The organism is Streptomyces sp. NBC_00091, from assembly GCF_026343185.1.
Classification (GTDB): domain Bacteria; phylum Actinomycetota; class Actinomycetes; order Streptomycetales; family Streptomycetaceae; genus Streptomyces.
The window spans coordinates 5489625-5503324 of sequence record NZ_JAPEMA010000001.1 but is presented as its reverse complement, the minus strand read 5'-3'; the positions used below and the strand labels follow the sequence as shown (position 1 = coordinate 5503324).

At 72.6% G+C, this 13700-nt stretch carries 13 protein-coding genes; 4 read left to right on the top strand and 9 right to left on the bottom strand.

Annotation, left to right across the window (positions count from 1 at the left end; translation table 11 throughout):
• Positions 1–28 precede the first annotated feature (28 nt).
• A complete protein-coding gene (locus OOK34_RS25375; RefSeq protein WP_267036159.1) occupies positions 29–487 on the top strand; it encodes an SAM-dependent methyltransferase in 459 nt (152 codons plus the stop codon).
• 46 nt (positions 488–533) lie between these two features.
• On the opposite strand, the gene OOK34_RS25370 is transcribed toward OOK34_RS25375, so the two are convergent.
• On the bottom strand, positions 534–1139 hold the full coding sequence (locus OOK34_RS25370) for an MOSC domain-containing protein (protein WP_267036158.1): 606 nt from the start codon (positions 1137–1139) through the stop codon (positions 534–536).
• A 29-nt stretch (positions 1140–1168) separates the two neighbouring features.
• Positions 1169–1351, bottom strand: coding sequence for a hypothetical protein (locus tag OOK34_RS25365; protein ID WP_267036157.1), 183 nt, complete (start codon positions 1349–1351; stop codon positions 1169–1171).
• A 229-nt stretch (positions 1352–1580) separates the two neighbouring features.
• Between OOK34_RS25365 and OOK34_RS25360 the strand changes: the two genes are divergently transcribed.
• Positions 1581–2867 carry a helix-turn-helix domain-containing protein gene (locus OOK34_RS25360; RefSeq protein WP_267036156.1) on the top strand — a complete coding sequence of 429 codons (1287 nt, stop codon included), beginning with the start codon at positions 1581–1583 and terminating at the stop codon, positions 2865–2867.
• A gap of 56 nt (positions 2868–2923) precedes the next feature.
• Positions 2924–4447, top strand: a complete 1524-nt coding sequence (locus OOK34_RS25355) for an aldehyde dehydrogenase family protein (RefSeq protein WP_267036155.1) — start codon at positions 2924–2926, stop codon at positions 4445–4447.
• 68 nt (positions 4448–4515) lie between these two features.
• Here the strand turns inward: OOK34_RS25355 and OOK34_RS25350 are convergent, their stop codons facing one another.
• Entirely contained in the window at positions 4516–5709 is a 1194-nt protein-coding gene (locus OOK34_RS25350) for a CdaR family transcriptional regulator (protein ID WP_267036154.1), read from the bottom strand.
• A 163-nt stretch (positions 5710–5872) separates the two neighbouring features.
• Between OOK34_RS25350 and OOK34_RS25345 the strand changes: the two genes are divergently transcribed.
• Positions 5873–7081 carry a lipase family protein gene (locus OOK34_RS25345; RefSeq protein WP_267036153.1) on the top strand — a complete coding sequence of 403 codons (1209 nt, stop codon included), beginning with the start codon at positions 5873–5875 and terminating at the stop codon, positions 7079–7081.
• 87 nt (positions 7082–7168) lie between these two features.
• Here OOK34_RS25345 and OOK34_RS25340 read toward each other — a convergent pair whose 3' ends face one another.
• The 6 genes from OOK34_RS25340 to OOK34_RS25315 all read right to left on the bottom strand — a co-directional run bounded on the left by OOK34_RS25340 (position 7169) and on the right by OOK34_RS25315 (position 13698).
• Complete coding sequence (locus OOK34_RS25340; protein ID WP_267036152.1) at positions 7169–8347, bottom strand: agmatine/peptidylarginine deiminase; 1179 nt, start codon at positions 8345–8347, stop codon at positions 7169–7171.
• A 76-nt stretch (positions 8348–8423) separates the two neighbouring features.
• Positions 8424–9245, bottom strand: coding sequence for an ABC transporter ATP-binding protein (locus tag OOK34_RS25335; RefSeq protein ID WP_267036151.1), 822 nt, complete (start codon positions 9243–9245; stop codon positions 8424–8426).
• Positions 9229–10233: an ABC transporter ATP-binding protein gene (locus tag OOK34_RS25330; RefSeq protein ID WP_267036150.1), complete on the bottom strand. Its 1005-nt coding sequence runs from the start codon at positions 10231–10233 to the stop codon at positions 9229–9231. The genes OOK34_RS25335 and OOK34_RS25330 overlap by 17 nt, the downstream gene beginning before the upstream one ends.
• A complete protein-coding gene (locus OOK34_RS25325) occupies positions 10230–11084 on the bottom strand; it encodes an ABC transporter permease (protein WP_267036149.1) in 855 nt (284 codons plus the stop codon). Before OOK34_RS25325 ends, OOK34_RS25330 begins: the two co-directional genes overlap by 4 nt.
• A complete protein-coding gene (locus tag OOK34_RS25320; protein ID WP_267036148.1) occupies positions 11081–12040 on the bottom strand; it encodes an ABC transporter permease in 960 nt (319 codons plus the stop codon). The genes OOK34_RS25325 and OOK34_RS25320 overlap by 4 nt, the downstream gene beginning before the upstream one ends.
• Entirely contained in the window at positions 12037–13698 is a 1662-nt protein-coding gene (locus tag OOK34_RS25315; RefSeq protein WP_267036147.1) for an ABC transporter substrate-binding protein, read from the bottom strand. The genes OOK34_RS25320 and OOK34_RS25315 overlap by 4 nt, the downstream gene beginning before the upstream one ends.
• Between the last annotated feature and the right edge of the window lie 2 nt (positions 13699–13700).

Here is a 13700-nt window from a genome sequence, read left to right as displayed (position 1 = left end):
ACAGGGAAACGGGAAACGGGGAACGGTGATGGTGGATTCGGATCCGGTGGGCGTGGTCGTGGGCGGCCGGGCGGAGGTCGTCGACGACGACTGGGCGCGGGAGCGGGCGGTGATCCGGCTGGACGCCGGCCGGTTCGGCCCGGAAGCCCTCTACGGTCTGGAGGACTTCTCGCACGTCGAGGTGATCTACCACTTCGACCGCGTGCCGGTGGAGAAGATCGAGACGGGCGCCCGGCACCCCCGGAACAACCAGGACTGGCCGCTGGTCGGGATCTTCGCCCAGCGCGGCAAGAACCGGCCCAACCGGATCGGCCTCTCGCGGTGCAGGGTGCTGAAGGTGGACGGCCTGGACGTGCACGTGGAGGGCCTGGACGCGGTGGACGGCACCCCCGTGCTCGACCTCAAGCCGTACATGGCGGAATTCGGCCCCCGCGGCGAGACCCGGCAGCCGGAGTGGGCGACGACCCTGATGCGGGACTACTACTGACCCGACGCCGCGCCCCTCCGGCTCGCTCAGACCCGCTCCGACCCGCTCAGACCCGTTCGAGCGGAACGTGCGGCAGCGGCGGGAGGGTGACCGTGATGTGGTCGCCGGGGCGGACCGTGCCGCCCTGGTGGACCACGCCCATGATCCCGGCCTTGCGGACCACCCGGCCCTCCTCGTCCCGGCCGACGACCTGCTTGAGCAGTCCGTCCTGGAAGGCGTTGATCTGCGGACACGGGTTGCGCAGGCCCGTCACCTCCACCACCGCCTCCTCGCCTATGCCCAGCATCGTGCCCGTCGGCAGGGCGAGCAGGTCTATGCCCTCGGTGGTCACGTTCTCCCCGAGCTGGCCCGGTGCGACGCTGAAGCCGGCTTCGGCCACCTCCTCGAACAGCTCCCGGTGGATCAGGTGCACCTGACGCAGATTGGGCTGGGTCGGGTCCTGGGCCACGCGCGAGCGGTGCTTGACGGTGACCCCCGCGTGGACGTCGCCCTCGACGCCGAGTCCGGTGAGGAGCGTGATGCTCTCCCGGTTCGGCTTCGTGAACGAGTACACGGCGTTGCTGCTGACTGCTGCGACCTGTGCGCTGTTCCCGGTGACACTCCCGGTGACACTCCCGGTGATGCTCCCGGCGGAGCTCTCGACGGTGCTCATGAAACGACCCGATGTCCCCCCTGCCGCTCTCAGCGGCCGAGCTGCTTCCTGGATATACCCCGCATCCGGCGCCTCTGGGAGGGGTCCAGCAGGAGGTAGGCGACCGCCGGGACCCCGATCAGGACCGCCAGCCCCGCCCAGAACCCGACCAGCCAGAACAGCACGACAGCTGCCGCCACTCCGGCAACCGCGACCTTTCCGCTCCTCGACATCTGCGGACACCTCCTTCTGCGTCGGCTACTACCCCCGTCAACGCGCCAGTGCCCCGGTACGTTCCCGGCCACCCCGCAGGCCTCCCGGGGAGGGTGGCCGCGCCGAAGCCCCCGCCCGGCCGGGTTTCGGCGCGGACTGGCCGACGTAACGCTTGTCGGGGCCCGGGAGCCGCACGACGATGGGGGCGCTCCGCGTACCCGCGGCTCCACGGCCCCTCGGGAGGGTGACATGGGCGATCCGTCGTTGGCGCTGCCGGGCGGGGCCGATCCCGTCGAACGCACGCGCGTCCTGCGACGGGCGCACGAGACCTTCACCCGGGACGGGCGGGTCGAGGCACCGGTCCGTGCCGTGATCGCCAAGTCCTGGCGGCGGTGCGCGCGGGCTCGGGTCAGCCCGGAGTGCGCGCCCCGGCTGGACCGGGCGGAGGCGGAGCTGCTGGCCTACCGCGAGCAGCACCCGCTGGCCCGGGTGATGCCGCTGTTCCGGGATCTGGTGGGGGCGTTCGCGGCGCACGGGGCCCATCTCCTGGCGGTGTGCGACGCGCGGGGCGGGCTGCTGTGGGTCGAGGGGGAGGCGGCCACGCTGCGCCGGGCGGAGGGGCTCGGCTTCGTACCGGGCGCGCGCTGGGCGGAGACGGCGATGGGCACCAACGCGCCCGGCACGGCGGTCGCCGTCGGGGCGCCCGTGCAGGTCTTCGGCGCCGAGCACTTCAGCCGCCGGGTGCACCCCTGGACGTGCGCGGCGGCCCCGGTCCGGGACCCCGGCACGGGCCAGGTGCTGGGCGCGGTGGACATCACCGGGGGTGACGGGCTGGCCCACCCCCATTCGCTGGCCTTCGTGCAGGCGGTGGCGCGAGCCGCCGAGGCCCAGCTGGCGCTGCTCGCCCCGCAGCCGCCCGCCGCCCGCGACACCCTCACCGCGCTCGGCCGTGACGAGGCGCTGCTGGTGCTCGGCGGCCGGCGGATCCCGCTGGGGCGGCGGCACAGCGAGATCATGGCGCTGCTCGCGCACCACCCCGAGGGAATGACCGGGGAGGAGCTGGCCTTCGCGCTGTACGAGGAGGGGTCGGTGGCGGCGGTGACCCTGCGGGCGGAGATGTCCCGGCTGCGCGCCCTGCTCGGCGCCGGGAACCTGCTCTCCCGCCCGTACCGCACCGCCGCCCCGCTGGAGGCCGATTTCACCGCCGTGACCCGGCATCTCGCGGCGGGGGCCGTCTCGGCCGCCCTGACCCGCTATCCGGGCCCGCTGCTGCCGGCTTCCTCGGCGCCCGGCATCGTCCGGCTGCGGCGCCGGATCGAGGACCAGGCGCGGGCCGCGGTGATCGCCCGGGCGGACGCGGGGCTGCTGACGGACTGGGTGTGCAGCCCGTGGGGCGCGGAGGACCCGGAGGTGTGGCGGGCGCTGGCCGCGGCGCTGCCGCCGCAGAGCCGTCCGGCCGCGCTGGCCCGCGTACGCTCCCTCGACGCGGAGCTCGGCGTCCGGCGTGCAACGTACCCGCAACCTGCCCGCTCCTAGCCTCCTCCCCGAGCGCTGTCCGACGGCGGCCGGCGCCCGGCAAGGGGAGGACACCCATGGCCCGTTACGCTGCGCCCGGTACCGAGGGTTCGCTGATGTCGTACGAGTCCCGCTACGGCCACTTCATCGGCGGGGAGTACGTGGAGCCCGCCCAGGGCCGCTGGTTCGCCAACCCCTCCCCCGTCACCGGCCAGCCCTTCACCGAGGTCGCGCGGGGTACGGCGGAGGACGTGGAGCGGGCGCTGGACGCCGCCCACGCGGCGGCCCCCGCGTGGGGCCGTACGTCCGTCACCGAGCGTTCCACGATCCTGCTGCGGATCGCGGACCGGATGGAGCAGAACCTGGAGGCCCTGGCCGTCGCGGAGACCTGGGAGAACGGCAAGCCGATCCGCGAGACCCTCGCCGCGGACCTCCCCCTGGCCATCGACCAGTTCCGCTACTTCGCGGGCGCCCTGCGCGCCCAGGAGGGCTCGCTCAGCCAGCTCGACGAAGACACGGTCGCTTACCACTTCCACGAGCCGCTCGGCGTGGTCGGCCAGATCATCCCGTGGAACTTCCCGATCCTGATGGCGGTGTGGAAGCTGGCTCCGGCGCTGGCGGCCGGGAACACGGTGGTCCTCAAGCCGGCCGAGCAGACGCCGGCCTCGGTGCACTACTGGCTGAGCCTGGTGGCGGACCTGCTGCCGCCGGGGGTGGTGAACATCGTCAACGGCTTCGGCGAGGAGGCCGGCAAGCCGCTGGCCTCCAGCCCGCGCGTGGCGAAGGTCGCCTTCACCGGGGAGACCTCCACGGGACGCCTGATCATGCAGTACGCGGCGGAGCACCTGAAGCCGGTCACGCTCGAACTCGGCGGCAAGAGCCCGAACCTCTTCTTCGACGACATCTGGTCGACGGACGACGACCTGCGCGACAAGGCCCTGGAGGGCTTCACGATGTTCGCGCTGAACCAGGGCGAGGTGTGTACGAGCCCGTCGCGCGCGCTGATCGAGCGCGGCCGGTACGGCGACTTCCTGGAGGCGGCGGTCGCCCGCACGGAACTGATCGTGCCGGGCCACCCGCTGGACACGGACACGATGATCGGCGCCCAGGCCTCGGAAGAGCAGTTGAAGAAGATCCTCTCCTACGTGGAGATCGGCCAGCAGGAGGGCGCGAAGATCCTCACGGGCGGCGGGCGCATCGACCACGGCGGTGAACTGGCGGGCGGCTTCTACGTGGAGCCGACCATCTTCGAGGGCGACAACCGGATGCGGATCTTCCAGGAGGAGATCTTCGGCCCGGTGGTGTCGGTGACCTCCTTCCAGGACTTCGACGACGCCATCCGCATCGCCAACGACACGGCCTACGGCCTGGGCGCGGGCGTCTGGAGCCGCGACATCAACACCGCCTACCGGGCGGGCCGCGCGATCCAGGCGGGCCGCGTCTGGACGAACTGCTACCACTCCTATCCGGCCCACGCCGCCTTCGGCGGCTACAAGCAGTCCGGCATCGGCCGCGAGACCCACAAGATGATGCTGGAGCACTATCAGCAGACGAAGAACATCCTGACCAGCTACTCCCCCAAGAAGCTCGGCTACTTCTAACGGACGCGAAACGGGCGTCCGCCCCGGGCTCCTGTCCGGGGCGGCGCCCGGGGCCGGGCCGGCGGGCGTCAGCGCAGGACGGAGGGCGGCAGCGCCCGGACGGCTTGGAGCGCGGCGTACAACTCGGCCGTGCCGACCGGGTCGGTGACGGTGCGTCCGGTGAGCTGGCGGATCCGGCGCAGCCGCTGGCGGACGGTGTTGGCGTGGCAGTGCAGGGCCTGCGCGGCCTCCTCCGTGGAGCCGGCGGCCGCGTACCACGCGGTGAGCGTGCCGATCAGCATGGTGCGCTGCTCGGCCGGGAGATCGAGCAGCGGGCCGAGGACCGAGCGGGCCATGCGGGCGGCGACGTCCGGGGAGTGCACCACCAGTCCGGCGAGCGGGCCGTCGTCGAAGCCGGCGACCGGTGGGCCGGCCGGGTCGGCGGTGGCCAGGGCGAGCCGGGCCAGCCGCAGGCCGGTGGCGCAGTCGGCGAGGCTCACGAAGGCCGGGCTCACCCCGTAGCGGAGGGTGGCCGAGCGCTGGAGCACGGCCAGCAGCCGCTCCAGGGTGCGTTGGTCGCGGACCGAGACCAGCCCGGACAGCAGGCCGGCGGTGCGGCTCCAGGCGGAGGCGATGCCGTGGGCGGCGAGGCGGTTGCCGAGCTCGGGCGGCGGTCCGGGCGGCGGGTCGGCGACCAGCACCACGAACAGCCCGTCGTACGGCAGGCGCAGGGCGTCCGCCGCCCGCCAGAGCGCCTCGGTGGTGCGGGCCGTGCCGTCGAAGAGCTCGGCGAGGGCCGGGGGGCCCGTCTGGTCGGCGGTGGCGGACGTCGCGTGCTGGTAGGCGGCGGTGATCTCGTGGGCGCCGGTCTCGATCAGCCCGAGCAGGCGGGCCGCGCCGTCGGGCAGTACCTCCAGTCCGCCGTGGCCGGCGTTGCGCGCCTCGGCGGTCAGTTCCTCCAGCAGCATGCGTCCGCCCGCGTGGTAGGCGGCGATCACGGCGGGCAGCGGGACGCCCTGGCCGGCCCGGCGGAGCGCGGTGGTGGTGGCCGGGGCGGGGCTGTGACGGCCCGTCAGGGTGCTGAGGGTGAAGGCCAGGTGGGCGCGGCAGGAGCCGTGCAGCTCCTCGACGGGGACCAGTTGGCGGTAGGCGACGGTGCCGGAGGGGGCGAGGATCCGCTCGACGGCGCGTTCGCTCAGTTCGGCCAGACGCCCGGTCAGGGCAGTGGCCAGTAAGCCGATTCGTCGGTCCGTCGGGTGGGTGGTGACGGGGCTATCGGGCATTGGCCGCATCCTAACGAGCCGTACGGCATTGCCGAACGGCATGTGTCATTGTCGTTGCTCACATGATCGGGCTTCACATTCTGTGTGACGCTCCATCACCAGCCGCGCACAACCCGTCGATCATCGGTGGACGACCTCAAAACCCCACCCACCAGGGACGCTCATGAGATTCCTGCGCACCGCCGTGCCCGCATTCGCCGCGCTGCTGGCCACCCTGATCGCGACGGCCACGCCGGCCGCGGCCGTGGAGAGCGGTGACCTCCACGACCCCTTCTACAGTCTGCCGCCCGGCGGAGTCACCGCCGGGGCGGGCGAGGTGATCCAGCACCGGGCCGCCGAGTTCCGGATCGAGCCGACCGGCCTGATCAACCAGCGTGTCCGCTCCTGGCAGTTGCTCTACGGCTCCGCCGACGCCGAAGGCCGCCGGATCGCCGTCTCCGGCACCCTGCTCGTCCCCGAGGCCCCGTACGCGGGGCCGGGCCCGCGCCCCGTGGTCGCGCACGCCATCGGCACCCACGGCCTGGGCGACCGGTGCGCCCCCTCGCGGGCGCTGGCCGGGGGCACCCAGTACGAGACCATCCTGATCAAAGCGATGCTCGACCGAGGCTGGGCCGTGGTCGCGACCGACTACCAGGGGCTCGGCACCGCCGGCGGGCACAGCTACGTCAACGGGCGGGCCGAGGGCCAGGCCGTACTGGACTCGGTGCGCGCCGCCCAGCGGCTGCCCGGGGCGGGGATCGCTCCCGACGCCCCGGTCGTCATCGCCGGCTACTCGCAGGGCGGCCAGGCGGCGAGCTGGGCGGCCGAGCTGCAGCCCTCGTACGCACCGGAGCTGAAGCTGCGCGGCGCCTCGGTCGGGGCGCCCGCCGCGGACCTCCTGCTGGTCGCGAAGGGGGTGGACGGCACCCCGGCCTTCGGCTTCGGCCTGACCGCGGCCGTCGGCCTCAAGCACGCGTACCCGGAACTGCCGCTGGAGGAGCTGTTCACCGACCACGGCCGCGAACTACTGGCCGACATCTCCGACGACTGCACACTGCAGATCGCCGCCAAGTACGGGATGCACAGCTGGGACCGGCTGACCACCGAGGATCCGTTCACGCGGCCCGACTGGCGCGGCCGGCTGGCCGAGCAGCGGGCCGGGCAGCAGCGTCCGGCGGTGCCGGTGCGGCTGTACCACTCGCGCCTGGACGACGTGATCCCGTACCGGGCGGGCACCGAGCTCAAGGACCGGCTGTGCGGGCTCGGCGCGTCCGTCGACTGGGACACCTACCTGACGCCCACCCACATGGCCACCTTCTACGCCGCCGCCCCGGCGACCGTCGGGTGGCTGGCGGACCGCATCGAGGGCCGGCCGGCGGAGAACGACTGCTGACCCCTGGAGGGACCACCGCCCCGCGGGCATGCCCGTCACCCCTGAGCGGGGGTGACGGGCATGCCCGCGGGGTGCGCCCGCGCGGGATCAGGCAGCCGGAGGGACAACCGGCTGCTGCTGGGTGACGCAGTGGATGCCGCCGCCTCCGGCGCCGAGGTGGTCGGTGTTGAGCTGCACGACGGTCCGGCCGGGGAAGAGCCGGACGAGAGTCGCCCTGGCGGCTGCGTCGGCCGTGGCGTCGCCGAACTGGGAGGAGATCACCGCCCCGTTGCACACGTAGTAGTTGGCGTAGGCGGCGACGAAGTTCGGGTCGCTCGACCGGATCTTGTAGTAGTCCGGGCCCTGGAGCCTGGTGACCGCCATCGGGGTGCCGTCGGCGGTCGTGGACGTGGACAGGATCTGGTACTGCCGGCGCGCGTCCTTCGCGTAGGCGTCGTTGTCCGTCGCCATCGGCATCTGGACCAGCGCGCGCCCTGGTGCGAGGAAGCGGGAGGTGGCGTCGACGTGGTCGTCGGTGATGTCCTGGTTGTACACGCCGTCGAACCAGATGACCTTGGACGCGCCGTACGCGCCCCGCATCGCGGTCTCGATCTGCGCCTGCGACATCCCGGGGTTGCGGTTGCCGTTGATGATGCTGCTCCGGGTCGCCATCAGGGTCCCGGCGCCGTCCTGTTCTATCGCTCCGCCCTCCGCCACCAGGCCGGCGTACGTGATCGGCACTCCGACGTGGGCGGCGATCCTCTCGGCGACGAGCTCGTCCCTGGAGTGGGCCTGCCTGTTGCCCCAGCCGTTGAAGTTCAGGCCGACCGCGTCCAGGCCGCCGGCGCCGTTCGTCCGGAAGACGGGCCCCGTGTCGCGCATCCAGCAGTCGTCCACCGCGATGGACGTGATCACCGTGACCGCGGACCCGCACATCGAACGCGCCTTGGACGCGCTCGCGGGGTTGGCGCACATGACGACGGGCTCGTACTTCGCGATCGTCTTCGCGATCAGCGCGATGTTCGCCTGGACGCCCGCGAGCTTGCTCCGCCAGATGGTGGTGCTGTCCGGCCAGGCCATCCACGTGCGGGTGTGCGGTACGTCCTCGGCGGGGACGGCGAAGGCGCCCGCCGCATCGACCCGGCCGGTCCGGGACGCGGCCCGCGCCGGCCCTTCGGACGCCGCCAGCGCGGCGCCGGCCGCGGCGAGGGCCGCGGCCGTCAGGAATCCGCGTCTGCCCAGGACTCCGCCGCCGCTCGACGGCCGGGCTGCCATTGGGTCGTTCATCCATGCCTCCTGTGTCAACTGCCCACGGGTGTCCCGTGGTTGGCCGGAAAGCTGTTCCGTCCAGTCCCGTCCCCCGCTACCGCAGGGCCCGGCGTGCCGCCGCGATCCTGTCGGGGTCCCAGCCGGGCCGGGGAACGGACTCCAGGAGCAGCCGGGTGTAGGGGTGTTCGGGCGCCGCGAGGACCGAGGAGGTGGGCCCCGCCTCGACGATCCTGCCGTGCCGCATGACGACCACCTCGTCGGTGACGCAGCGGACCACGCCGAGGTCGTGCGTGATGAACAGGTAGCCGATCGCGGTCTGTTCCCGGATGTCGGCGAGCAGGTTGAGGATCTGCGCCTGCACCGATACGTCGAGGGCCGCTACGGCTTCGTCCAGGACGAGGACGGCCGGTTCCACGGCCAGGGCGCGCGCGATGGCGACGCGCTGGCGCTGTCCGCCGGAGAGCGCGCGGGGCCGGGCGTCGGCGGCGCGGGTGCCCAGTCCGACCTGGTCGAGCAGTTCGCGGACGCGCCGGGTGTGGTCCGTGCCGGGGAAGTGCAGGCGCAGGGTCTCGCGCAGCACCGCCTCGACGCTGGTTCGGGGGTCCAGGGAGAGATAGGGGTCCTGGAAGACCATCTGCACTTCGCGGGCGCGGGCCAGGCGCCCCGCACGGCCCCGGCCCCGGCCGCGCCCGTGTCCCGTACGGTCGCGGCCGTGTACGAGGACCTCGCCGGCGTCGGCCCGTTCCAGGCCCACGACGATCCGGGCCGTGGTGGTCTTGCCGGATCCGGATTCGCCCACGATGCCGAGGGAGCCCCCCTCCCGCAGGGTGAACGACACGTCGTCCACGGCCCGTACGTCTCCGTAGGCGCGGTGCAGGCCCCTCACTTCCAGCACGTTGTCAGGCGTCGATGGCATCGGCGGCGCTCCCTTCGAGCCGGTCGCTGTGGTGGCACGCCGCGCGGTGTCCGGGTACACCGGGTACGGGCAGCGGCTGGGGGGCCCGCTCGTCGCACACCTCGGTGGCGAGCGGGCATCGGGGGGCGAAGGGGCAGCCGCGCAGTTCCCGGCGCAGGTCGGGGGGCTGTCCGTCGATGGCGGCGAGGCGGCCGCCCGGCGCCTCCGGGCGGGGTGTGGAGGCGAGCAGGGCCGCCGTGTAGGGGTGGCGGGGGTGCGCGAAGAGGGCCTCCGCGGGCCCGGTCTCGACGATGCGTCCCGCGTACATGACGTAGACCCGGTCGCTGATGGCCGCGGCGAGGTCGAGGTCGTGGGTGACGAAGAGCAGGCCGGTGCCGAAGCGCTCGCGCAGCTTGGCGAGCAGGGCGATGACCTCGGCCTGGGTGGTGACGTCCAGTGCCGTCGTGGGCTCGTCGGCGAGGAGCAGGGCCGGGTCGCCCATGAGGGCGGCCGCGATCATGACGCGTTGCAGCATGCCGCCCGAAACCTGGCCGGGGTACTTGTCGAGTGCGGAGGCGTCGAGGCCTACCTCGCCCAGGAGTTCGGTGGCCCGGGCGGTCGCGTCCGTCCCGCTCATGGTCTTGGCGAGGCGGACGGACTCGGTGAGGAAGTCGCCGATGCGGCGCAGCGGGTTGATGGCGGCACGGGGGTCCTGGAAGATCATGGCCACCGTGCCGGTGCGCAGGGCGGTCAGCCGGCCGGGGTCCATGGTGAGGACGTCCTGGCCGCACACCTCGACGGCGCCCTCGACCGTGGCCCTGGACGGCAGCAGGCGCAGTGCGCTGCGGGAGGTGAGGGTCTTCCCGGACCCGGACTCGCCGACGAGGGCGACGGTCTCGCCGGCGGCGACGGTGAGGTCGACGCCGTCCAGGACGGGGCGGGCGGCGCCGGGCAGGCTGATCCGCAGCCCTCGGACGTCGAGTGCGTACGGGGGTGTCATCGGGTTCATCGGTCCCTCCTGGCGACCCGGTCGGCCCAGCGTTCTCCGGCCACGTTGAAGGCGACCACGGTCAGGACGATGACGACGCAGGGCAGGATCGCGGACAGCGGGTAGCCGTGCTGGATCGCGGTCTGGCCGTCGAAGACCATGCGGCCCCAGTCGGGGGTGAGCGCGGGCACGCCGAGTCCGAGGAAGGACAGGCCCGCGAGGTCCATGAGGGCGTAGCCGAAGTTGATGGTGGACTGGGCGAGGACGACGGGGGCGATGTTGGGCAGGACGTGGCGCAGGCAGATCTGCGGCGAGGAGTGTCCCTGTACCTGGTAGGCGCTGACGTAGGGGCGCTCGCGTTCGGCCAGGACCAGGGAGCGGGTGAGGCGGCTGACGTAGGGGAGGTAGGCGACGGCGAGGGCGATGACCGGTGCGATCAGCCCTTCGCCGTGGACGGAGATGATCAGGATGGCCAGGAGCATGCCGGGGAAGGCGAAGACCAGTTCCGTACTGCGGGAGAGGACGGAGTCGAGCCAGCCGCCCTTCCAGGCCGCGGCCATGCCGACGGCGACCCCGGCGACGGTGGAGAAGGCGACCACGCCGAGCGGGCCGAGCAGGGAGGTGCGGGCGCCGAGCAGCAGGCGGGACAGGGTGTCGCGGCCGGCCGCGTCCACACCGAGCGGATGCTCGGCGGAGGGTGCGGCGAGGGCGTTGCCGAGGTCGATGACGTTGGGGTCGTACGGCACCACCCAGGGTGCGAGCAGTGCGGCCGCCACGACGAGGGCGACGAAGCCCAGGCAGATCGGGTACAGCGGTGACCGGGGCGCCCGGATCCGGGAGAGGCCGGGCCGGCGGGTCAGGACGGCGGTCATGCGGAGGACCTCCTCGATCCGAGGGTGATCCGCGGGTCGACCAGCGGCAGCAGCAGGTCGACGATGAGGTTCACGAGCATGAACAGGGCGACGATGACTAGGGAGATGGCCTGGACGGTCGGGAAGTCCTTGGTCGTCGTGGACAGTTCCAGGAGCTGGCCGATGCCGCCGACGCTGAAGGCGGTTTCCACGAGGATCGTGCAGACCAGCAGGGTGGAGACGATCAGGCCGCCCGTGGTGAGTACGGTGCCCAGCGCGTTGCGGAACACATGGCGGCGGACGACCTGGCGCTCGGGAACGCCCCGGCTGCGCGCCACGGTGACGTGTTCGCCGTCGAGGGCTTCGAGCATGGCGGAGCGGGTGACCCGGGCCAGCATGCCGATCAGGTACAGCGCGAGCGCGATGGCGGGGAGGGTGAGGTGCCAGAACATGTCGCCGAAGCCGTCGCCCGCGCCGCTGCTGGGGAACCAGCCGAGGTTGACCGCGAAGAGGCCCTGGAGCAGCACGGCCGCGACGAACGAGGGCGTGCCGACGGCGAAGGTGGTGGTGACGAGGATGGCGGAGTCGGTGGCGCCGCCGCGGACGGAACCGATCCAGCCGAGCGCCAGGCCGACGGCCACGACGACCACCAGGGCCATGGCGACCAGCATCAGGGTGCTGGGCAGCCGGTCGGACAGGAGCCGGGACACGTCGGTGCGGTAGGTGATGGACCGCCCGAAGTCTCCCTGCACCACTTCGCCGAGCCACCGGAAGTAGCGGACGAGGAAGGGGTCGTCCAGGTGGTACTGGGCGTTGACGGCGGCCAGGGCCTCCGGGGAGGCCGAGCGGCCGGCGAGCACGAAGCTCGCCGGGCTGCCCGGCGCCAGGTACATCGCGCCGAAGACCACGAACGAGGCGGCGAGCAGGGTGGCGGCCATCTCCCCCAGCCGTCGTGCCGCGAATCTCAGGAAGTTCACCGGGCCGCACCCACGTCGGCGGCCCACGGGTAGTACATGTACGAGATGGTGGTCGGGGCGCCGGTGATCCGCTTGCCCAGGAAGACCGCGGTGGGCCATTCGGCGACCGGGATCCACAGCAGCTGCTCGGCGGCCTGCTTCTGGAGCTTGGCCTCGATCTCCAGGCGCTGCGCCGGGTCGTAGGTGCCGACGGCCTGGTCGACCAGCTCGTCGTACTGCTTGTCGCTGTAGCCGGCGAAGTTCATGTACGCGCCGGTCTTGAAGCTCGTCAGCAGGTCGAGCGGGTCGGTGATCGAGTCGTAGTAGGTGAGCGGGAACATGTCGATGCCCTCGCGCGCCGCGGGATCGGTGAACAGCGCGGTGAACGCGTTCGGAGCGATGGTCTTGAGCTGGATGTCCAGACCGATCTGGGTGCCGGCCGCCTGGATGGCGGTGGCGAGGAGGGAGACGTCCTGGCCGATGGAGCTGGTGGCCACGGTCAGGGTCTTGCCGGTGGCCCCGGCCTCCTTGATCAGCTCCTTGGCCCGTTCGACGTCCCGGTCGGGGCGCGGCAGGCCGTCGAGTGCGTTCTTCAGGGTGCCCTCGGGGGCGGCGGCCCAGGCGGCACGGGTGGTGAGGGAGTGGGTGACGGTTCCGGCGCCGCCGAGTCCGGCCTTGACGAACCCGGGGCGGTCCAGGGCCAGGGACAGCGCGCGGCGTACGCGGACGTCGCCGAGCGGGCCCTGCATGTTGGTGATGTTGACGTTGACCGTGCTCAGGCCCTCGCCGAAGTACAGGGTGCCCACGCCGCTGCCGCGCAGCCGGGCGTAGCTCTCGGTGGGTATCAGGTATCCGCCGTCGGCCTCCCCGCTGAGCATGGCGTTGGTGCGGGCGGAGGGGTCGGTCAGGAACCTGAGGACGGCCTTCTTGGACTTGGCCCTGGTCCCCCAGTAGCCGTCGAACCGCTCCAGCTCGATCGACTGGCCCTTGTTCCAGGTGCCGAGCTTGAAGGGGCCGGTGCAGGCGAGGCTGCCGGTGGTGCCGTAGTCCTTGCCCGCCGCCTCGACTCCGGCCTTGGACGCCACCACGCCAGCGGCGGTCGCCATGTACTGGGGGAACTGGGAGTCGGGCTTCTTGAGCTTGACGGTGACCTGGAGCGGACCGGTCTTGGTCACGGAGGCGACGTTCTGGAAGTTCTGGGCCCAGGCCGCCGCGTTGTCCGGATCCATCTGCCGGCCCAGGCTGAAGACCACGTCGTCGGCGCTCATCGTGCCGCCGTCGTGGAAGCGCACGCCGGGGCGCAGGTCGTAGACCCACGTGGTGGGGTCGGGGTTCGAGGCCTTCTGGGCGAGGCCCGGTTCCATGGTGAGCCCCGGCGTCCACCGCATGAGGCTCTCGCAGACGTTGGAGAGGATCGTGTTCTGCGGGTAGTCGAACGCCACCGTGTGGTCGAGCGTGGGCGGCTCGGCGTAGACGGCCCAGGTGAAGGAGTCGATCTCGCCCTTGGCCTCCGGGGTCGTCTTGGACAGGGTGACCTCGGTGACGGGACCCGCTCCGCTCTTGGGCGGGCCGGAGCAGGCCGCGAGCAGGGCGCAGGAAGCCAGGACCGCGGTGGCGGCGGCGAACCGGTCGCGCGGGCCGCTCGCGCGTCTGGAGGTCCGGGGTGGGGGTGTGGTCATCG